Consider the following 20,578-nt stretch of genomic DNA (forward strand, 5'->3'; position numbering starts at 1 on the left):
CTTCGTCGGATCGTCCGGAACCTCATAGAGCACCGCCCCGGGCGGCGCGCCCGCCGGCGCCGCCCGCGCCGAACCCGAAACAAGCGCGCTCGCGCCAAGCGCCGTAGCCGCCGAAAGCAGAAGGTCTCTGCGGCCCAGTCCGACCTGGGGCTTCATGCCCTCGCGGCAGGGGCAGTCGTCGCCCCGAGCAGCTTTGCGGTCGATCGCAGGCGCGTCCATCGGCGCGCCCACGCCCAGTCCCTTACCCATGTCGTATCCTCCCTGCGCCGGCGTTCATTCGCCGGTCGTCTGCACGTCGACACGCGTTCGCTGGGTCTCGACCTCCTTTCGATCAGGTCGCCGCGATCTGCGCGGCGCCGATGGCGGGCGCCGCGGACGCGAGGCCGGCGGCGGGCGAGGGGGGCGTCGTCGCTTCCGGCGGCGGGCATTCCCGGAAGATCCGGGAGCGGCAGGTCCGGCAGATCGCGGGATCGAGGTCCGGCACGATGCGCGCGATGGCCTCGGCTTTCGACGGAAGGAGGTTGTCCTTGCCCAGCACCTCGATCACGTGGAACCGGTCGAGCGTCCGCACGAGCGGCGAAAAGCGCGCGATCACGTAGAGGTCGCCGCCCATGGCGCGCCGCCGCTTGGTCTCCGCGATGATGAGCTCGGCGCCGGGAAGGTCGACGTCGCCTGTGCCGCGCAGGACGAGGCCGAGCCGCTTCTGATGCGGGCGCTGCCGCTGGATGCGGTTCAGCTCGCGCTCGAGATAGTCGACGGAGCCGAAGTAAAGCGGACCTTCGAGCCGGGCGAAGGCCGCCTGCGGGCATTCCGGCAGGCTGTACATCTCCGCATTCCGGAACGGCCGGTGCGTCTGCTGGTTGTCCGGCGCCGTGATCGAGAGCGTGGGCTTCGCGGTCCGCGACAGGAAGATCATCAGCGAGACGATGACACCGCCATAGACCGCGAATTCGAGGCTGACCAGCAGGCCGGCGAAGAAGGTCACCGCCGTGATCGTGGTCTCAGTGCGGCTGGTCGCCAGGATGTGGCGGATCGCGCCGACGTCGACGAGGCGGAAGGCGACGTAGAGAATGACGGCCGCGACCGCCGGGATCGGCACCTGGCCGAACAACGGCGCGACGACCAGCAGGATCGCGACGAGGAAGGCCGAGGACAGGATCGCCGACAGCGGCGTCGCCGCGCCCGCCTCGTAGTTCACCCCGCTGCGGGTGAAGGAGCCCGACGCCGCGTAGCACTGGAAGAAGCTGCCGACGACGTTGGACAGCCCCTGGGCCACGATCTCGCGGTTGGCGTCGAACGGCCGGTTCTGCTTCAGCCCGAACGCCCGTCCGATCGAGATCGCCTCGACGAGTCCCAGCAGCGCGATCGCGAAGCCGCCTTCGGCGAGCGCCTGGACATAGGCGAAGGACACGGTTGGGAGCGCGAGCTCGGGGGTGATCGAAGGCAGCGCGCCGACCATGCGCACGCCGAGCCGCTCCGCGCCAAGCGCGACGCCGAGAAGGCTTCCGACCCCGAGCGCGATGACGAAAGCGGGCAGTTTGGGCGCGACGCTGCGGACCGCGACCAGGCAGACCAGCGTCGCCGCCGCGATCGAAACGGCCGTCAGGTTCGTCTGGCCGAGGGCGCCGGCGAGGTTCGCGATCTGTTCGATGATGCTGTGGCCGCGCTCGGTCGAGACGCCAAGCGCGTCCTTCAGCTGGCTGACCGAGATCAGCAACGCGGCGGCGGCGGTGAAGCCGATCATCACCGAATGCGAGATGAAGTTGACGAACCGGCCGAGCCTGAGCGCGCCGAAGGCGCATTGCAGCAGGCCGACGAACAGCGTCAGGCAGATCGCCTGAGCGATGAATTCGGGCGTGAAAGGCTGCGCGTGCGGCGTCAGCGTGCTCGCCATCAGGGCGGAGACGACGAGCGTGGGGCCGGAGACCATCACCCAGGACGAGCCGAACAGCCCGGCGACGATCGGCACGACGATCGCCGTGTAGAATCCGTATTGCGGCGGCAGACCCGCGATGGCCGCGAACGCGACCGCCTGCGGCAACACCACCGTCGCGCTGGTCAGGCCGGCTGTGGCGTCGGCCTTGAAGGTCTTAGCGTTGACGGCGGAGAGCCACTCCGGCTTGAGCGCGCGGCCGACATCCGCGAGGCGCCCGCCAAGACCCGGCGCAGGCCCGGACGGATGCGGCCGGTCGGTCATGCCGCTCGCGCCCCGTAGAACAGCATGACCGTGTGCTTCGCCTCGGCGAAGAACAGCCAGCGCTCGGCGAGCACGCCGGCCCCGGCCGAGATCACGGCGAGCGTCGCGAACGCCGCAGCGGGGGTTCCGCCGGCGAGCAGACCGATCAGCACCAGCAGAAGCGGGAGGCCGAAGAGAGCCGCCAGCGTGAGCGCGCGGAGCTTCGCCGCGTGTTTGCGCGCGATCGCGAAGCCCATCTCGCGCATGAGATAGTTGTCTTCCGTATGGGGCGCCTCGAACAGACGGACCGTTCCGAAGGCGCCGAGGCCGGTGGCGCTCTCGGCCGTGCTCTCGGCCGGACTGCCGTCGATGAAGCGCCAATAAGCGAGCTTCAGCGCGAGCGCGGCGCCGCCGGCCAGCAGCGCCGCCACGTCGACCGCGGCGAGGCCGCGCCCGAACAGATGAAGCAGGGCCGACAGAAGCAGCGCGCCGCAGAAGAAGCTGAGCGCGTAGTAATTCGGCACGACGAACCGGTTGTGCCACTGGTGCACGGTCTTCAGCGAGGCGTAGATCATCGCCGTGCAGTAGGTCGTCGACAGCGCCGCCGGAATCGTCAGCAGGGCGAACAGCCCCGCCGCCGCGCCGGGCTCGGGCGAGATCATCCAGGCGAGGACGAGCAGGCCTGCGGGCACGTAGGCGACGATGGCGAGCACGCCCTCGCGCGAGAGCCACGAGCTCCGCCATTGCGACAGCGCCCGCCACGCCCGCTCGGGCCGGCCGAGATGGAGGGTCGAGGAGGCGAGGCCGGCCGTGACGATCGCGAGCGCCAGAATCAGCGTCGTCAGCGCGAACGGCCGCTCGATCGCGCCGGGCGCGAGCAGCGTCAGCAGCGCGAAGGCGATCAGTAGCCCGTAGCCGGCGCCGGACGCGGTGGTGAAGACGATGACGGAAAAGGCGGGATGCATGGGCCCGGATCCGTCAGCGGGAGAGGATGCGGTCGGCCCACCGCAGGAAGGCCGAACCCGTCGCCTCGGAGGACGTCGCGGCCGACTTGGCGGCGAGGTCGACCAGCGAGATCGTCTCGGACGAGCCGCACGAGCCGCCCGTCTTCTTCGGCCGCGGCGGCAGATATTTGTTGACCGGCTTGTAGCCCATCTCCGGCATCAGGTCGTAGCCGCCGCGCTCGGCGACCAGGATCGAGACGTCGGAGGTCGGGTCGCCGAGGTCGCCGAAATGGCGGGCGCTCGCCGGGCAGGTCGCGACGCAGGCCGGCACGCGGTCCTCTTCGGGCAGGTTCTCGTTGTAGATCTTGTCGACGCAGAGCGTGCATTTCTTCATCACGCCGTCGTCTTCGTCGAACTCGCGGGCGCCGTAGGGACATGCCCAGGAGCACAGCTTGCAGCCGATGCAGGTGTCGGCGTTGACGAGCACGATGCCGTCCTCGGCGCGCTTGTAGGAGGCGCCGGTCGGACAGACGGTGACGCAGGCCGGCTCCTCGCAATGCAGGCAGGAGCGCGGGAAATGCACGGTGCGCGAGGTCTCGCCTTCGCCCGCCTCATAGGTGTGGACGCGGTTGAACCAGACGCCGTCGGGCTTGTCCTGATAGTCCGTGAGCGGCCCGGAATGGCCGCTTGCGTTCCACTCCTTGCAATTCACCGCGCAGGCGTGACAGCCGACGCAGGTGTCGAGGTCGATGACGAGGCCGAGCTTCTTGGCGCCGGCGATCGGCGCGGGCAGGCAGGTCATGGCGCGGTCCTCCGGCCAGGCGTCGTCGCCGGTCGCTTGTCCCACGGCTTGTCGCGGCCGCCCGCCTCGAAGCGCAGCACGTCCGGCCGCTCGGGCATGCGCGGCGGCTTCGCGAGCGCGGGGAAGTTCGGCGCGTTGGTCTGCTCGTCGGCGCCCGCCTTCTCGATCCGGACCCGGAGGTCATACCAGGCGGCCTGGCCCGTCACCGGATCGGAGTTCGAGTACCGGTAGCCATTGGTCTCGGGCAGCAGTTCGGAGATCGTGTGGTTGAGCAGGAAGCCTTCCGTGCCTTCAGGGGCGTCCTTCGGCAGGTTCCAGGCGCCTTTGCGCTTGCCGATCGCATTCCAGGTCCACACCGTGTCCGGGTTCACGCCCTCCATGGTGCGCACCGGGCATTTGATGCGCGAATGATGGCTGATGACCCAGGCGAAATCGCCGTTCGCGAGGCCGTGCTTCTCGGCGGTTTCGCGGTTCATGTAGAGGAAGTTCTTCGAGAAGATCTGCCGAAGCCACGTGTTCTGCGAGTGCCAGGAATGGTACATCGCCATCGGCCGCTGGGTGAGCGCCGACAGCGGATAGTCGTCGAGCGCGATCATCTGTTCTTCGAGCGGCGGATACCAGATCGGCAGGGGATCGAAATAGGTCCTCACCCGCTCGCGGTCGCGCTCCGGCGGCTGGATCGCGCCATGGCCTTCGGCGGCGAGGCGGAACTTCTGCAGCGGCTCGCAGTAGAGATGAAGAACGATCTGGTCGGCCTTGTCGATCATGCCAAGCTTGACCGCATTCTCGAGATAGCCCTTATTCGCGTGCTTGAAGTAGAGCTGGTCGTGCGGAAGCTCCATGCGCCAGAAGCTCTTGTTCGCGACGTAAGCGTCGAGCTGCGATTTGTTCGGCGCGCCCTTGCCGGACGTGGTCCCGTCCTCGCCGCGGAAGCCGGCGAGCGGGCCGATGCCGGGCTTGCGCTCGTGATTGACGATGTAGTCGGGGTAGCCGCCGGGATATTTCGGCGTTCCGTCGGCGTTCGTCAGGCCCGGCAGGCCGAGCCGCGCGCCGAGGTCGATCATCACGTCCTGGAACGGGCGCACGTCGCGGTCGGGCTTCAGGATCGGGCGGCGGATGGCGTCGGCCGGTCCGTGCGCGCTGCCGATCGGCCGGTCGAGCAGCGAGATGCAGTCCCAGCGTTCCAGATAGGTCGTGTCCGGCAGGATGAGGTCGGCGTAGGAGACCATTTCCGAGGCGTAGGCGTCGGAATAGATGATCTTCGGGATCTTGTAGGTGCCGTCCGCGTGCTTGTCGGTCAGCATCTTCATGGTTCCCGCCGTGTTCATCGACGAGTTCCAGGCCATATTGGCCATGTACATGAAGAGCACGTCGATCGGGTAGGGATCGCCCGCCCAGGCGTTGTGGATCGCCATGTGCATCATGCCGTGGGCGGCGACCGGAGCCTCCCAGGAATAGGCCTTGTCGAGACGCTTCGGCGTTCCGTCCGCCTCCACCAGCAGATCGTCCGGCCCCATGGTGAAGCCGAGCGGCATGCCGTCGAGCGGGGTGTTCGGGGCGGTCGTGCGTCCCGCCGGCCGCGGACCGCCGGGCAGCGGCTTCGGGTAGGGCGCCTTGTAGCGCCACGAGCCCGGCGTATCGATCGCGCCCAGCAGCATCTGCAGCACATGAATGGCGCGGCAGGTGTGGAAGCCGTTGGAATGGGCCGAGATGCCGCGCATCGCGTGGAAGGCGACGGGACGGCCGACCATGGTCTCGTGGCGGCGGCCGGCCCAATCCGTCCAGGGCTGCTCGATCACGAGCGGATGCTTGAAGGCGACGTCCGCGATCTCGGCGGCGATGCGGCGGATGCGCTCCGCCGGCAGGCCGCAGCGCTCCGCGACTGCCTCCGGCGCATATTGCGGGTCGAGATAGCGCTCCGCCAGCAGCTGGAACGAGGGAACCGCGCGGCGGCCGTCCGGCAGCTCGTAGGTCCCGACCACGGCGGGCGAGATGTCGGCGCGGTTCGACGCGACCGGGCCTGCCGCCTTCACGTCCCAGGCGAGGGGCACGCCGGCCTCGTCGCGCGCGAACAGCCCGTGATCGGCCCCGCCGGGGTTTTGCACGACGAGCCAGGTCGCGTTGGTGTATTTCGCGAGGAAGTCGAAATCGACCGCGTCGGCCTCGAGCAGAGCCTGGATCAGGGCGAAAACGAACAGGCCGTCGGTGCCGGGCCTGAGCCCGACCCATTCGTCCGCGACCGCGGAATAGCCGGTCTTGATCGGATTGACCGAAACGAACTTCGCGCCGTTCGCCTTGAGCTTCGACAGACCGATCTTGATCGGGTTCGAGTCGTGGTCTTCGGCCACGCCGAACATCACGAAGTAGCGGGCATGATCCCAGTCCGGCTCGCCGAACTCCCAGAACGCGCCGCCGATCGAATAGAGCCCGGCCGCCGCCATGTTGACCGAGCAGAAGCCGCCATGGGCCGCGAAGTTCGGCGTGCCGAACTGCATCGCCCACCAACCGGTGAGGGATTGGCTCTGGTCGCGGCCGGTGAACAGCGCGAGCTTGCGCGGATCGGACTTGCGGATGTCGCCGAGCCACTTGGTCGCGAGGCCGAGCGCCTCGTCCCACTCGATCTCCTTGAACTCGCCGGAGCCGCGCTCGCCGGTCCGGAGCAGCGGCTTGCGCAGCTTCGCCGGCGAATATTGCTGCATGATGCCGGCGGAGCCCTTGCCGCAGAGCACGCCCTTGTTGACCGGATGGTCCCTGTTGCCCTCGATGTAGCGGATGCGGCCGTCCTTGAGATGGACTTTGATCCCGCATCGGCAGGCGCACATGTAGCAGGTGGTGTATTTCACCTCGTCGCCGACGGTCGGCTGGGTGTCGACGATCTCGGCCGGCCCTGCGAGCCCTTCAAGAAAATCACGTCGCCCATGCGGGCGCGCCGCCGCCCGCGGCTCGGCATGGGTCGACCGCCGGAACAGTCGGCCAGCATGCCCCAAAGCGTCGGCTATCAAAGTCATATCGGGTCCGAACATCCCAGGCCGCGACAGGCGGCGACGCAGATCAGTCGAATGAAGTCACGATCGTCACATTAGACTCATTCGCATTCCGAAACGATGTTTTTATCAACAAGAAAAATCGATTGAACCAATCGAACGTCTGAATATGAAGTAAATGTCGCGCGACGATATTGAAATTGAGAATGAAGTCTGCAGAGTAGGTTTATTGATCCGGCCTGGCATTCAAATGAAAGCCAGATCTATGCGGATGCGGTTGGCGGGCGAGACTTGCCGGCGGGCGGCGCGCGGGAGGAAGTCGGTCAAGGCCGCTATTAGACGCGCCCCTCCGGCGTGTTGGAAATAAACAGTCCCAATCCATGAGAAGGGCCAGTCAAAGCGCCGGCGCCGCCCGCCGCTGTCGCCGCCGCCGGGCCACCGCGACAAGACCGGCGAAACCCAGCGCCAAAGCGGGTCCCGCGGCCAGGTTGACCGCGATCGTGCGGGCGCGCAGCGTCTCGAGCGCGGCGCGGTCGCGAGCCTGAAACGCCCGCAGGATCTTGCGGTCGGGCGCGAGCGCCGCCCGAAGCTCCATGACGCGAGCTTGGACGTCCGCCGGCAGGTCCGCGACGCCCGACACGCCGGCCGCGGCGGGCAATTGGGCGATCCGCCGCTCGACCTCCGCGACTCGGGCCATCGCCGCGCCGCGCGCGTCCTTGTCCTCTTGCGACAGATCCCGCGCGAGGGCCGCGATCCGGGTCAATGGCCGCCGCGCCTGCCCGCGCGATCGGATGGCGATCAAGCCGCCGCCGCCCGTCGCCCGTTCGGCCATGTTGAGAAACAGCGCGACATTGTCGTTGCGGGCCTTGCGGACGGCGCCGGGCTCGCCCGCGGGCTCATAGGCGAAGGGATCGAGGATCCAGTCGACGTCGGCGATCGCGAAGACGGCGGCAGGCGTCCCGCTCTCGCGGACGTAGCGGCCAGGTGAGCCGTCCGGCGCCGCGGGATAGGCGCTGCGGAATGGGCCGTCGACCTCCGCCGCCACCACGCGACGGCCGCCGCCTGGCCGGAACGCCGCGGCCAGCGTCGCCGGCGTCTTCGCCATCTCCGCGGGGGCTAGGGCGCCGGCGGCGTCGGTGGTCGAGACCAGCGCGGCGCCGGGCGCTACGTCGAACGCGCCGGGCTCGACGAACATCAGGTCGCCGAGCCCGGCGGTCACGGCGTGCGACGCCGAGACGTTCCCGCGCGCGAAACGCATCCAGAACGGGAAGACCACGGTCTTTTCGGTCGCGTCCGCGACGGGGGTCGCGAGGCCGGCGTCGCCGACGACGCCGTCGCCCCGGTAGCGGACGCCATAGGCCAGAAGCAGATCGGAGATGTCGTCGACCTCCGTCGACGGTTGCGGGGTGGCGCGGTCGCTCGCAGGGCTCAGCCGCAGCCGGGGGTCGATCATCACGATCAGCCCCATGCCGCGCATCACCGCCTGGTCGATCGCGTAAAGCATCTCGCGTTTCAGGAAGGTCGCGCCGATGACGACGAGCGCATCGAGCCCCTCGGGCAGCGTGTCGGCGAAGGCGGGGATGATCGCGACGTCGTAGGCCCGCCGGAGCTCGCCGATCGCGTTGAAACCCGTGTCCGTCGCGGTCCGGTCGCCGGGCGCCAGCAGCGGGGAGACCACGCCGATCCGGGGGACGCGCGTGCGGGCGAGGCCGGCGAGCGCCGTCGCGACGTCGTATTCGAGCAGGCCTTCGCGGCGCTGGTCGAAATAGGCGATCGACGTGCGCCGCTCGCCGGAGACAAAGGCCGCGCCGAGGATGAAGGCGTCGCCGGAGCTCAGCGGCGTGCGCTGGACGCCCGCCGCCAGCGCTTGGCGCTCGACGGCGCTGTCCGGCTCCGGATCCTGCGCCGAAAAGCTCAGCCGCCCGCCGGAGCGCTCGGCCGCGAGCTTCAGGAGATCGGCCACGCGGTCGGCATAGGCCCGGATCGCTGACGGGATGTCCGCTCCGCTCGCGCTCCAGTAGAGCTCTATGCGCGATCCTTCCGGCGCCGATCGCACGATCTGCTGCGTGCCCGGCGACAGCGTGAAGACGCGCTGGTCGGTCAAGTCGAGCGCGAGTCGCGAGGGGATCACCGCGACCAGGCCGGCCGCGAGCGCCGCGGCCACGACGCCGGCGGCCGCGAAGCCGAGCGAGCGCCGCGGTCCGGGCGCCGCCCGAGAGGCGAGCCCCCAGCCGGCGCCGGCGAGCGCAAGGGCCGACAGAAGCGCGAAATAGGCGACGGCCTTCAGTTCGACGTCCCCGGTCGCGATCCGCTCCATCCAGAACTTCGGGGAGACGAACGCCGCGACCTGCAGCGGGCCGGCCGCGAGGCCGCCGGGCGCGAGCCGGCCGACGCCGTCCCATCCGAACAGCAGCAGCAGGAACAGAAGCGCGACGGCGACCACGAAGGCCCCGATCTCGCTCGCCGCGACCGCCGAGGCGAACAGGCCGACGGCGTAGAAGGACAGCAGCAGGCAGGCTGCGCCGAGATAGCCCGCGGCCATCGCGCCGTAATCCGGCTCGCCGAGCCAGGCGACCGTCGCCGCGAAGGGGGCGGTGAAGGCGAGCGTCGCGAGCAGGACGACGGCGCCCGCGAGCCAGGCGCCCAGCGCGACGGCGCCCGGCGGCAGCGGCAGCGTCATGAGAAATTCGCGCTCGCGGTCGAGCGCGCGTCCGACGAAGGTCTTCATCGCGAGCGCCGGCACGAAGACCAGCGCGACCCAGGGCAGGAAGCCGAGCATGAGGTCGAGCGACGCGCTGTCGGCGGCGAAGAAGTCGCCGACGAGGAAGACCGCGACCGGCAGGGCGATCAGAAAGGCGAGCTGGAAGGCGAGCGTCAGCCGGGAGTGGATGAGCAGCCTCAGCTGGTGGCGGAACACCGCGAGGACGGCGCGCGGCCATGAGGGCGGCGCCAGGGGAGCAGCCGGCGCCGTCGCGCTCATCCGAAGCTCGCCAGGGCTTCATAGGCGGGCTGCAGGCGTCCGCGCGCGTCGAGCATCGCCGCGACCGGTCCGTCGGCCACGATGCGGCCGGCGCGGAACACCACCGCCCGGTCACAGAGCGTCTCGGCCTCCTCCAGAATATGGGTCGAGACCAGGATGGCCTTGCCCGCCGCCGCCTCGCGGAGACGGGCGCGCAGGCGGCGCTTCTGGCCGGGATCGAGGGCGGTCGTCGGCTCGTCGAGCACCATGACAGGCGGGTCGTGCAGGAAGGCCTGCCCGATCCATGCGCGCTGTCGCCACCCTTGCGACAGCGACCCCAGCGTCGCGTCGAACGCGTCGGCGAGATCGCCCGCGTCCACCGCGCGCTCGACCCCAACCCGGCGCGCGGCGCCCCGCAGCCCGCGCGCTTCGGCGGCGAAGGTCAGGAACTCGCGGATGGTGAGATCGGGAAAGCCGGTCGGCTGCTCCGGCAGATAGCCGATGGCGGCGCGGGCGGCGCGCGGGCTGTCCGCCGTCGACCGACCGGCGATCCGAGCGGCGCCGGCGTCCGGGGCGAGATAGCCGACCAGCATGCGCATGGTCGTCGACTTGCCCGCGCCGTTCGCGCCGAGCAGCCCCACGATGGCGCCGGCCTCGGCCGTGAACGAGACGTCGGAGACCGCTTCGGTCGATCCGAAGCGCTTCACGAGATGTTCCGCCTCGACCAGCACCCTCACGCCCTTCGTCCCTGACCGGTCCGCGCCGCTCAGCGGCCGGAGAGGAACCCTGCCACGATCAGCAGCAGAACGCTCGCGCCGGTCAGCGCGTAGCCGGCCTTCGTCAGCGCCGTCGAGGGAATTGGCCCAATCCGGCCGTGGGCGGTCCGCAGGCTGCCGGCGGTCGCGAGCAGCGCGCCCGCGATCGCGGTCGCGACGATCGTCTCCCGTGCGACGAGGAGGTCGATCACGCTCATGCCGGCCCCGGGTTCACGGACGTCGTCACGCTGTGGCGTGCGGCCGCCCGTCGCCAGGGCCTGCGTGGAATCCGCCGCCGAAGCTCTTCATGGCCTCTTCATGCAGGATCTCGAGCGCGTGCTTCTTGATCTCGAACACTTCCGGCGAGCTCATCATGTGGAACTGGCGTGGCCTCGGCAGAGGGATCTCGATGATCGCGCGCACCTGCGCCGGCCGGTTCGACAGCACGATCAGCCGGTCGGCGAGGAAGATCGCCTCCTCGATCTCGGAGGTGACGAACAGGTTGGTCCGGCGGTTCTCTTCGAACAGCCGCAGGAAGAACTCCTGCATCAGCGGCCGCGACATGGCGTCGAGGCCGCGGAACGGCTCGTCCATGATGAGCAGCAGAGGCCGGTTGATCAGCGCGCGCGCGAGCTCCGCGCGGCGCTGCATGCCGCCGGAGAGCTGCGAGGGATATTTGTTCTTGAAGTCGCCGAGCCCGACCTTGTCGAGCAGCCGGCGCGCCTCCTTGTCGATCTCGGAGCGCGAGCCTTCATGGCGCAGCAGGGGGCCGAAGACGACGTTCTCATAGGTCGTCTGCCACGGCATCAACGCCGTCTCCTGGAACACGACCATTCGGTCCTTGCCGGGGCCGCTGACGCGCTTGCCGTTGAGCAGGATCTCGCCGGATTCGGGCGTGTCGTAGCCGGCGACGAGATTGACGATCGTCGACTTGCCGCAGCCCGAGGGGCCGACGATGCAGGTCAGGTCGCCCGGCTTGATCTCGAAGGTCAGGTTCTTGACGACCTCCTCGCGGTCCCACTCCTCGCCGAAGCCGCGGCTGACGTTCTTCAGTTCGACCCGGCTCTTGGGGATCCCGGCGGGAGCCGTGTCATTCGCGGCGTGGTCGGCGATGGCGGACATCTCATATGCTCCTGAAGGCTGCGGACGCGGGAGAGGACAGGCGCTTCGGCCGGTCAGAAGGCCCGCCGCCACGGCATGAACTTCTCGCCGAGGACGCGGATCGCGGCGCTCGAGAGATAGCCGGCGATCCCGATCGAGATCATGCCGACGATGATCTGCTCCATCGAGCCGCCCATGTACGAGCTCCAGATGAAGAAGCCCAAGCCGCCGCCGGCCTGCGAGCCGCCCCCCGACACCATCTCGGCCGCGAGCACCACGTTCCAGGTGATGCCCATGCCGACCGCGGCGCCGGTGAAGATCGAGGGCAGCGTGCCCGGCAGGATGATGCGCGAGAACAGGTGCCACTGGCTGGCGCCCATCGACTGCGCGGCGCGCAGGTAGCGAACGTCGATCGTCCGGGCGCCGCCCAGCACGTTGATCACGATCGTGAAGAACGCTCCGAGGAAGGTGACGAAGATGATCGACATCTCATTCGTCGGCCAGAAGATCAGCGACGCCGGAACCCAGGCGAGCGGCGGAATCGGGCGCAGGACCTCGAAGGGCGGGAAGAACACGTCGCGGAAGTACTTGTTCACCGCCAGCGCGAGGCCGAAGGGGATGCCGATGATCATGGCGATGATGAAGCCGCCGATGACGCGCTTGAAGCTTTCGATCCAGCTCATCCAGTAGCCGGACTGCACGACGACCTCCGCGGCCGCGGCCGCGACCGCGGTCGGGGCCGGCAGTTTGCCGAAGAACGGGATATCGATCCCGAGCCCGCTCTTGGCGTAGGAGCCGATCTCCCAGATCAGGAGGAAGACCAGCAGGCCGGCGAGCCCGCGCCAGAATTTGGGGCTGGACACCGCGCGCTCGAACTTCGAACGGCGCTTCAGCGCCTTCGGCGTCGGGGCCATGGAGGGATCGAGGGTCGTAGCGGCGGTCATGTCGTCAGGTCCTCGGGGTGTTTTCCGGGCGGCGCGGCGGCGGTTCAGCCGCGGCTCACGCCATCTCGCGTTCGCCGGCCTGGAAGGCCTTGATCGCTTCTTCGTGGACCGCCTCGTTGGCCTCTTCGACCAGCAGGCGGAACGGCTCGGACGTCAGGATCGTGTAATCCCGCGGCCGCGGAAGCTTAACGTCGATGATCTTCTTCACCTGGCAAGGCCGGGTCGTCATCACGTAGACCCGATCGCCGAGGAAGATCGCCTCCTCCAGATCGTGGGTGATGAAGTAGATCGTCACCTTCGTGCGGTCGTACATCTCGAGCAGAGCTTCGTGCATGATGGACTTCGTCAGCGCGTCCATCGCGCGATACGGCTCGTCGAGCAGCAAAACCTTCGGCTCGTTGATCAGCGCCCGGACGATCTCGGCGCGCCGGGCCATGCCGGAGGAGACCTCGCCGGGGTACTTGTCGGCCACCCCGTTGAGACCCGCCTCCTTCAGCGCCGTCCGCGCCCGCTCGATGCATTCCGCCTTGCTCCAGCGGCCCTGCACCATCGGGCCATAGGCGACGTTCTCCGCGAGCGTCTTCCAGGGGAACAAAGCGCCGTTCTGGAACACGACGATGCGGTCCGAGCCCTGGTCGGCGAGCGGCTTCTTTGGGCCGCAGAGGGTCACGCCGTCGAGCAGGATCTCGCCATGGGTGATCGAGTGGAAACCTGCGATGGCGTTGAGCAGGGTGGTCTTCCCGCAGCCCGAGGGGCCGACGATCATGCAGACTTCGCCGGGCGCGATCTCCATGGAGCAGTCGTCGACCGCCATCACCTGGGCCCCGTCCGGGTCGTAGACCTTGGTGACGTTGCGGATGCTGATGGCGCCGCGCGCGGCGGACCGGCCGCCCGTGAGAGGATCGGATCGCATGGTCATCTCCTCACCGGCCCTGCATCGCGAGGGCTTTGACGTGCCAGGACATCAGCCGGTCGCCGACCCAGCGGACGAGCGCGGAGGAGAACCAGCCGACGAAGCCGAGGGTCAGCATGCCGATCACCATCGGCACCGTGACGCTGTTCACGTAGGAGGACAGGATCAGGTAGCCGAGCCCGAAGTCGCCGGAGACCATCTCGGCCGCGACAAGCGAGAACCAGGCGACGCCGATGCTGATTTGCAGCCCCGTGAAGATGAAGGGCATCGCGCCCGGCACCACCACGTGGCGGAACACGTCGCGCTTGCGCGAGCCGAGGCAGCCGGCGGCGCGGAAGTAGGATTCGTCGATCGACTGCACGCCGAGCATCGTGTTCAGCGTGGTGGCGAAGAACGAGGCGAGCGTCGCAAGGAAGATGACGGGCGTCTCGTAGCCCGAGAACATCAGGATCGCGAGGGGCACCCACGCCATGATCGGGATCGGACGCAGCGTCTCGAGGACCGGGAAGGTGTAGTCCTTGATGGTCTTCGACCAGCCCATCAGCAGGCCGAGCGGCACGCCGAGCAGGGTCGCGAGGAAGAAGGCGATCGCGATGCGCCGGCAACTCACCCAGATGTGCTGATAGTATTCCGGAGTGTAGATCGACGTGCCTTGCTTCGGGTCCGCCGACAGCCAGTCGCTTAGAATGGTGACCGGCCCGGGGATCTTCTCGAACCGCGGAAGCTCGAGCCCTTCGCACAGCAGCCAGTAGAGAAAGACCCAGAGGCCGATCCCAAGCACCATCAGATAAGGCGTCGGCGAGGCCAGCCCTCTTGAAAACCGGTGCTTTACCAGGGCGAGCCCTGTGGGCTGTCGCCGCGCCGCCTTCGTGGGGCGCTCCCGTGCGAAGGCGTCATCCGCGAGTACGCTCATAGGTGAATTCCTCTGGAATCTCTCGAAAGTCGTCGTGCGTCGGCGGGGCGGCCGAAGCCGCCCCGCGGGCCGCCGTCAGTCCTTGAACTCGGCGACCGGCTGGGCCTTGATCACGCCGACCGGGCTCGTCAGGCCGCGCGCGGCGAGCACCTCCTTCGCGATCGAATCGTCGACGCCGCCCTGGCGGATCTTCGGTTCGGCCGCCGGCTTCGCCGGAAGCGTGTTCAGGAAGGCGGTCGCGTCGTCGAGCAGCTTCTGGACGCGCTCGGTGATCACGAAATCGAACTGCAGCTTCGTGGAGCCGACGTCCTTCTGGTTGGTCGCGCCATAGAGGGCGGTCCAGAGAATCTTGCGGTCCATCCGCTCGGTCTGGGCTTCGGCGAGGCGCGCGACCTCGTCGGCGTTCTTCATGTCCGCCATGAAGAGCTCGGAATCGAGCTCGGCCTCGAGCCAGCCGCGCACAACGTCCGGCCGCTGTTTCATGAGGTCGCCCAGCATCAGAAGGAAGGCGCCGTCGGTGGCCTGGAAGTCGCGCCCCGTTGCGACGCGCTTCGCGATGCCGGTCATCTCGATCTTGCTCGCGGTCGGCTCCCAGGCGGCGGCGGCGTCGAGCTTGCCGGCCCGGAAATTCGTCGTGATGACCTCGACGTTCTGGTTCAGATAGGAGGCCGGCTTCACGCCCAGTTGATCAAAGGCCTCTCGGGCGAAGCGGTCGGCGCAGGCGCCCTGCGGCGCGGACGTCTGCTTGCCGGCCATCCACTTCACGGCCTCCTGGCCGTTCGCGAAGTCCGGAGCGTCGTTCCGGACGAGGAAGATGTTGCACTGCTGCTCGGACGTGCCGATCGCCGCCACGATGCGGATGTCGGTGCCGCCGCGGTCCTTCAGATTGCGGAAGGTCGCGGCGATCGAGGGCATGTCGCCGGCGTAGCCGATATGCTGCTTCTCGCCGGTCATCGCGTTGACGATGACCGCGCCCTGCAGCCCGATCTGGAACTGCGCCGTCGAGCCCTCCGGGAGGCGCTTCTTCCAGAAGCCCTTGCCGTTGTTGACCACGCCGGACCAGGACGCCGTGTAATAGGGCTGATAGCCGACGACGAGGTCGACCTTCTCGCCGGGCTTGCCGAAGTTGACTTCCGCCATGGACGCGGTGGGAATCGCGGTCGCTGCGGCAAGCGCTGCGGCGAGCATCGCCAGTGCTGTTCTGCGGGCCATGTTCCCTCCCAGGAACTCGACGACACCTTGTCGGGAGCGTCCGCTTTCTCTGGCGAAGCGGATCACGGTCGACGGGTCGGACTTCATCGTTTTGGGGCGACGCTTTGAGCGCGGCGCCCGGACGAATGGCACGCTGCAAAGGCGTCGCTGTAAAATTGTTCCTTCGAATGGGTTGATAGCAGCATCCTATCGTCCGGGCCGGACAATGAGGCGTGACTATTTATGAGGCATGGCTTCCTGGCCTCCACGCGCCCCACCCGGCGCGCGAACGGCCGCAAAAGGGAAGCCGCTGCCTATCAACTTATAAGAACGTTTCATTTGGCCAATCGAAGCGGCGAGGCAATCGTCCAGGCTCACTTTTGAGAGCGGGGCGCCTCCGGCGTCGAACAAGCCCCAAGGGCTACTCCGCCAAATGAGTCAGGGACCAGAGGAAACGCACGATGCCAGCCAGGAACCACAAGCAATGGATGGCCGACCCGGCCCTCGAAAAGGGCGAGTGGATCGACAGCCGCGTCTACACCGATCAGGCGATCTTCGACGAGGAGCTCGAGAAGATCTTCAAGAACGCCTGGATCCCGGTCTGCCATGAGTCCGAGCTGCCGAAGGCGTATGACTTCCGCACGACCAGCATCGCGAACGAGCCGATCATCGTGACGCGGGGGCCGGACAACGAGGTGCGGGCGTTCCTGAACGTGTGCCCGCATCGCGGCATGCTGATCGAGCGCCGGCCGTCAGGCAGCTTCTTCGAGGGCCAGCCCTCCGGCAACCCGAAGCGCATGACGTGCATGTTCCACGCCTGGCAGTTCGATATGAAGGGCAACTGCGTCTACATCAGCCGCGAGAAGGAGGGCTATCAGGACCGTCTCCCGAAGGAGAATGTCGGCCTGCGCCGCCTGCGCTGCGAGGTGAAGTTCGGCGGTTTCGTGTGGGTCAACCTCAACGACAACCCGATGTCTCTGGAAGACTGGGCTGGCGAGCCGTTCAAGTGCCTCCGCAAGACGCTTGAAGCCGAGCCGATGGAAGTGTTCCACTATCACAAGGCCATCGTCGACACGAACTACAAGCTTTGGCATGATACGAACTGTGAATTCTATCATGACTTCATGCATTACCACAATCGCGTGACCGGATTTAACGACGCTTACTTCGCTCGCAAGAACGAGTCCTTCGACAACGGCCATATCGTGGTGGGCACCTTCGAGGTGAACTACGACAACTACGAGGGCTTCCAGAGCCGGGCGGGCCTGTCCTTCCCGCATCTGCCGCCGAACCAGTGGTACATGATCGACCTGTTCCCGGGCATGAACTTCAACCTGCGGGGCTCGGCGCTGCGCTGCGACGTGGTCACGCCGCTCGGGCCGGACAAGCTGATGATCGAGTTCCGCGGGCTCGGGCTGAAGAGCGACACGCCCGAGGAGCGCCAGACCCGGATCAACCACCACAACTCGATCTGGGGCCCTTTCGGCCGCAACCTTCACGAGGATCTGATCGGCGTGCAGGGGCAGGGGACGACGATGCGGCCTGGCTCCGAGTCGCGGCGCATCCTGCATGGCCGCCAGGAGAACCAGACGATCCACGACGAGAACGGCATGCGCCACTACTACGCGGAGTGGGGCAAGTGGATGAACCGGCTGCCGAGCAACCCCGACGCGCCTTACGCGGCCCCGGCGCTCGCCGCCGAGTGATCGAATGACGGTCGGCGCGGGTGGGGGACGTCCCCGCCCGCGCCTCCGAAAATCACGAGAAGGCCCGGCGCGCGGTCGCGACAGGGCCTCAGACGCCCCTGGAGACGAGTGATGCACATTGAGACCGAGGTCGCCTCGCCGCCCTTGAGCGGCGGCGTCGATCCCGCCATCGCGCGCGAGGCGGCGGACGCCGTGCGCGACACGATCTATCGCGCGACGATCCTGCTCGACGCCCAGAAGTGGGACGACTGGCTGGCGCTGTGCCACGCCGACTTCAACTACGACATCAAGTCGTGGAGCCCCGAGATCAATTACGACATGACCTATCTGCACGCGTCGCGGAAGGACATGGAGAGCCTTATCCGGCTGCTGCCGAAGCACAACACCGACCACTCGCCGCTGACGCGCCACACCTCGGTCTACACCGTCGACGTGTCCGACGACGGCGCGACCGCGAAGGCTGTCAGCGCCTTCGTCGTCTATCAACACATGCTCGACGGGACGAATTCGCACATCGACTCCGGCGAGAGCCGGCTGTTCCTCGTCGGCAAGTACTACGACACGTTCCGGATCGAGCAGGGTCGCGCGCTGTTTCTCAGCCGCGAGACCAGGCTCGAGAACAGGCGGCTCGACAAGGGGTCGCACTGGCCGATCTGAGCGCGGTTCGGGTCGCAGTCCCTCCGGGCCGCGGCCATGAACCTCGGCGGACGTCGGCCGTTCGCCCACGGCCGACGTCCGCACCCCCAACAAGAAGAGCAAAGGGGACGAAATGGGCTGGACCTATCTCTGCGACGCCGCTGACGTCGCGCCCAACTCGCTGAAGCTGGTGAAGGCTGCGGGGGTGCAGATCGTCGTCGCGAACTATGGCTCCGGCTTTCGGGCGCTCCCGCCGATCTGTCCGCATATGGAGGAGCCGCTGGAGGAGTCCGGCGTGATCGCCAACTGCGTGCTGACCTGCACCAAGCATCTCTGGGCTTGGAATCTCGCGTCGCTCGAGCTGCTCGGGGAAACCGAAAAGCCGCTCAAGACCTACGAAACGAAAGAAGAAGGCGGCAAGGTTCTGGCTCAGATCGACCAGGAGCTGACCTACGACTTCGAAGACGAAGACGATATGGACGATGACTTCTTTAGCAAGAGCTGACGCGCTCCCGCCCGAACTGTCCGCGACGCCGAAGCCCGGCGTGGTGACCGTGGAGACCAAGTCGGGCGCGTTCAATTTCGCGTCCGATCCCGGAGAAACGCTGCTCTACGCCGGCCTTCGAAGCGGCCTGACGCTGCCGCACGAATGCGCCACCGGCACCTGCGGCACCTGCCGCGCGCGCGTCATGAGCGGCGAGGTCGAGATCTGCTGGGACGCCGCGCCGGGGGCCGCGAAGCTCAAGCGCGACAAGGGCGACGTCCTGATGTGTCAGGCGCGCGCGCTCGGCGACTGCGTGCTGCGCGTGCCTTCGGAGGTCGCGCAGAAGCCCGTCCGCCACCAGATCCCCGCCCATCGGACCGGAATCGTCGAGAACGTCCGGCGGCTCACCCCGGACGTCACCCGCTTTGAGGTCGCGCTGTCTGAGCCGATGGATTTCGACGCCGGCCAGTTCGTCGTGGTTGAAGCGCCCGGCCTCGAAGGCGCCCGGGCCTATTCGATGGTGAACTACGGGCCCGGCGCGGATCGCATCGAACTCGTCGTCAAGCGGAAGCCCGGCGGCGGATTCGGCGACTGGCTGTTCGACGGCGGCGCGGCCGAAGGGGCCCGGATCAAGCTGTTCGGGCCGCTCGGGCGCGCGACCTTCCATCCCGAGGAGAACCGGAATCTGCTCATGATCGCCGGCGGCTCCGGCATCGCGGGCATGATGTCGATCCTCGCGCGCGCCGCCGCCCACGACTATTTCCGCGACCGCAAGGGCTACGTGTTCTTCGGCGTGCGGACGCTCGCAGACGGATTCTACCTCGAACAGTTCGCCCGCAGCCTGCGCGACGGCCACGGCAATCTCGAGGTGACGCTCGCCATCTCCAACGAGGATGTCGGGAGCGACGCGCGCCATCCCGACCATCCCGACGTGAAGCTCGCCACGGGCTTCGTGCACGAGGTCGCGGGTCAGGCGATGGTCGGCCGTTACGAGGACGTGATGGCCTATGTCGCGGGTCCGCCGCCGATGGTCGACGGCGCGCTGCGCACGCTGATCGCGCAAGGCGGGCTGAGCCCGTCGTCGATCCGCTACGACAAGTTCGGCTGAGCGGGCCGCCCCCGCGGAGCCGGCGGCAGTCCAGACGACTGCGCCTCAGACAATTTGGCGATAGCCGAGCCGCGCCAGGACCAGCGCGCCCACCAGCAGCAGCACGACCGCGGCGACGCGTTCGAGGGTCCGCCGCGGCAAGGCGTGGGCGATCTTGGCGCCGCCCCAGGTTCCGGCCGCGAGCCCGAGCCCGAGCGCGAGGCCCATGCTGACGTCGGGGTCGCCATAGGCGAAATTGCCGACCGTCGCGAGCAGCGCGATCGGGATCTGGGCGGCCTGGCTGAGGCCGACGGCGGCGAGCGTCGGCAGCTTGAGCCAGAGCAGGATCGGCACCAGAACCAGCGGGCCTCCCGTTCCCGTAAGCGCCGAGAGGACGCCGGTCACGGCGCCGACCGCGACGAGCTCCGCCGGCGCCAGCGTGCGACCATCCTCCCCGCCGCGGCGTCGGCCGAAGACGCTGTTCAGGCCCGAGGCGAGGGAGAGCGCGCCGACGGCGAACTCCAGGAGCCTCGGGTCGACGCCGTTGCTCGCCCAGGCGCCGAGCAGCGCGCCGGGCGCGGCGCCGACGGCGAGCCAGCCCGCCAGCTTCCAGCGGATCGATCCGGCGCGCGCATACACGAAGGTGCCGATGGCGCCGGTCAGGATGTAGCCCATCATCGCCGAGGCGATCGCGTCCTGGATCGGCATGCCGATTCCGTAGACCAGGGCGGGCACCACGATCACGCCGCCGACGCCGACGCAGCCGATCATGACGCCGGCGAGCAGCCCGATCGCGCCGATCGCGAAAGCGAGCGCGCTCACGGCCGGGCGGGCCCAGCGCCGCGGCGCCGAACGCTCATGCAACCGGAAGATGAAACCGGCGCCGCGTGTTTGAAGTCACGAAATCGATCAGTTTGATCGATGATTTCGATCATAGGCACGATCAATCGACTTGTGGATTCCGATCGTTCAACTAAACTAAT

The 20,578-nt window shown here is 68.0% G+C and carries 17 protein-coding genes and 1 pseudogene; 4 read left to right on the forward strand and 14 right to left on the reverse strand.

The genetic code is table 11. The features are described 5' to 3' along the window. The 13 genes and pseudogenes from ACO2RJ_RS19475 to ACO2RJ_RS19535 form a co-directional block, all read right to left on the reverse strand. A pseudogene (locus ACO2RJ_RS19475) lies at nt 1-249 on the reverse strand (hypothetical protein); the annotation flags it as partial. A gap of 82 nt (nt 250-331) precedes the next feature. Continuing rightward, on the reverse strand, nt 332-2,197 hold the full coding sequence (locus tag ACO2RJ_RS19480; protein ID WP_423269838.1) for a SulP family inorganic anion transporter: 1,866 nt from the start codon (nt 2,195-2,197) through the stop codon (nt 332-334). Next, nucleotides 2,194-3,141 (reverse strand): dimethyl sulfoxide reductase anchor subunit family protein, encoded by a 948-nt coding sequence (locus tag ACO2RJ_RS19485; protein WP_423269839.1) that lies wholly within the window; start codon nt 3,139-3,141, stop codon nt 2,194-2,196. Before ACO2RJ_RS19485 ends, ACO2RJ_RS19480 begins: the two co-directional genes overlap by 4 nt. 13 nt (nt 3,142-3,154) lie before the next feature. Beyond that, the gene (locus tag ACO2RJ_RS19490) at nt 3,155-3,922 is read right to left on the reverse strand and encodes a 4Fe-4S dicluster domain-containing protein (protein WP_423269840.1); all 768 of its coding nucleotides are present in this window, start codon (nt 3,920-3,922) and stop codon (nt 3,155-3,157) included. Continuing rightward, nucleotides 3,919-6,930 carry a molybdopterin oxidoreductase family protein gene (locus tag ACO2RJ_RS19495; RefSeq protein WP_423269841.1) on the reverse strand — a complete coding sequence of 1,004 codons (3,012 nt, stop codon included), beginning with the start codon at nt 6,928-6,930 and terminating at the stop codon, nt 3,919-3,921. The genes ACO2RJ_RS19490 and ACO2RJ_RS19495 overlap by 4 nt, the downstream gene beginning before the upstream one ends. A gap of 370 nt (nt 6,931-7,300) precedes the next feature. Further along, complete coding sequence (locus ACO2RJ_RS19500; RefSeq protein ID WP_423269842.1) at nt 7,301-9,886, reverse strand: Gldg family protein; 2,586 nt, start codon at nt 9,884-9,886, stop codon at nt 7,301-7,303. Continuing rightward, entirely contained in the window at nt 9,883-10,602 is a 720-nt protein-coding gene (locus ACO2RJ_RS19505; RefSeq protein WP_423269843.1) for an ABC transporter ATP-binding protein, read from the reverse strand. The genes ACO2RJ_RS19500 and ACO2RJ_RS19505 overlap by 4 nt, the downstream gene beginning before the upstream one ends. A 29-nt stretch (nt 10,603-10,631) precedes the next feature. Beyond that, nucleotides 10,632-10,838 (reverse strand): hypothetical protein, encoded by a 207-nt coding sequence (locus ACO2RJ_RS19510; protein WP_423269844.1) that lies wholly within the window; start codon nt 10,836-10,838, stop codon nt 10,632-10,634. 25 nt (nt 10,839-10,863) lie between these two features. Further along, nucleotides 10,864-11,742, reverse strand: a complete 879-nt coding sequence (locus ACO2RJ_RS19515) for an ABC transporter ATP-binding protein (protein ID WP_423269845.1) — start codon at nt 11,740-11,742, stop codon at nt 10,864-10,866. Nucleotides 11,743-11,795: 53 nt separating this feature from the next. Beyond that, a complete protein-coding gene (locus ACO2RJ_RS19520) occupies nt 11,796-12,665 on the reverse strand; it encodes an ABC transporter permease (RefSeq protein ID WP_423269846.1) in 870 nt (289 codons plus the stop codon). A 55-nt stretch (nt 12,666-12,720) separates the two neighbouring features. Then, nucleotides 12,721-13,578: an ABC transporter ATP-binding protein gene (locus ACO2RJ_RS19525; RefSeq protein WP_423269847.1), complete on the reverse strand. Its 858-nt coding sequence runs from the start codon at nt 13,576-13,578 to the stop codon at nt 12,721-12,723. A 10-nt stretch (nt 13,579-13,588) separates the two neighbouring features. After that, nucleotides 13,589-14,491 carry an ABC transporter permease gene (locus tag ACO2RJ_RS19530; RefSeq protein WP_423269848.1) on the reverse strand — a complete coding sequence of 301 codons (903 nt, stop codon included), beginning with the start codon at nt 14,489-14,491 and terminating at the stop codon, nt 13,589-13,591. Nucleotides 14,492-14,566: 75 nt separating this feature from the next. Next, on the reverse strand, nt 14,567-15,703 hold the full coding sequence (locus tag ACO2RJ_RS19535; RefSeq protein ID WP_423269849.1) for a nitrate ABC transporter substrate-binding protein: 1,137 nt from the start codon (nt 15,701-15,703) through the stop codon (nt 14,567-14,569). 440 nt (nt 15,704-16,143) lie between these two features. Between ACO2RJ_RS19535 and ACO2RJ_RS19540 the strand changes: the two genes are divergently transcribed. The 4 genes from ACO2RJ_RS19540 (at nt 16,144) to ACO2RJ_RS19555 (ending at nt 19,616) form a co-directional block, all read left to right on the forward strand. Further along, nucleotides 16,144-17,388, forward strand: coding sequence for an aromatic ring-hydroxylating oxygenase subunit alpha (locus tag ACO2RJ_RS19540; RefSeq protein WP_423269850.1), 1,245 nt, complete (start codon nt 16,144-16,146; stop codon nt 17,386-17,388). 111 nt (nt 17,389-17,499) lie between these two features. After that, nucleotides 17,500-18,045, forward strand: a complete 546-nt coding sequence (locus ACO2RJ_RS19545) for a nuclear transport factor 2 family protein (protein WP_423269851.1) — start codon at nt 17,500-17,502, stop codon at nt 18,043-18,045. Nucleotides 18,046-18,157: 112 nt separating this feature from the next. After that, on the forward strand, nt 18,158-18,529 hold the full coding sequence (locus tag ACO2RJ_RS19550; RefSeq protein ID WP_423269852.1) for a Rieske 2Fe-2S domain-containing protein: 372 nt from the start codon (nt 18,158-18,160) through the stop codon (nt 18,527-18,529). Next, the gene (locus ACO2RJ_RS19555; RefSeq protein ID WP_423269853.1) at nt 18,507-19,616 is read left to right on the forward strand and encodes a 2Fe-2S iron-sulfur cluster-binding protein; all 1,110 of its coding nucleotides are present in this window, start codon (nt 18,507-18,509) and stop codon (nt 19,614-19,616) included. Before ACO2RJ_RS19550 ends, ACO2RJ_RS19555 begins: the two co-directional genes overlap by 23 nt. A gap of 45 nt (nt 19,617-19,661) precedes the next feature. Here the strand turns inward: ACO2RJ_RS19555 and ACO2RJ_RS19560 are convergent, their stop codons facing one another. Next, nucleotides 19,662-20,417: a sulfite exporter TauE/SafE family protein gene (locus ACO2RJ_RS19560; protein ID WP_423269854.1), complete on the reverse strand. Its 756-nt coding sequence runs from the start codon at nt 20,415-20,417 to the stop codon at nt 19,662-19,664. Nucleotides 20,418-20,578: the final 161 nt, after the last annotated feature.

Source organism: Hansschlegelia sp. KR7-227 (genome assembly GCF_049446035.1).
GTDB lineage: Bacteria > Pseudomonadota > Alphaproteobacteria > Rhizobiales > Methylopilaceae > Methylopila.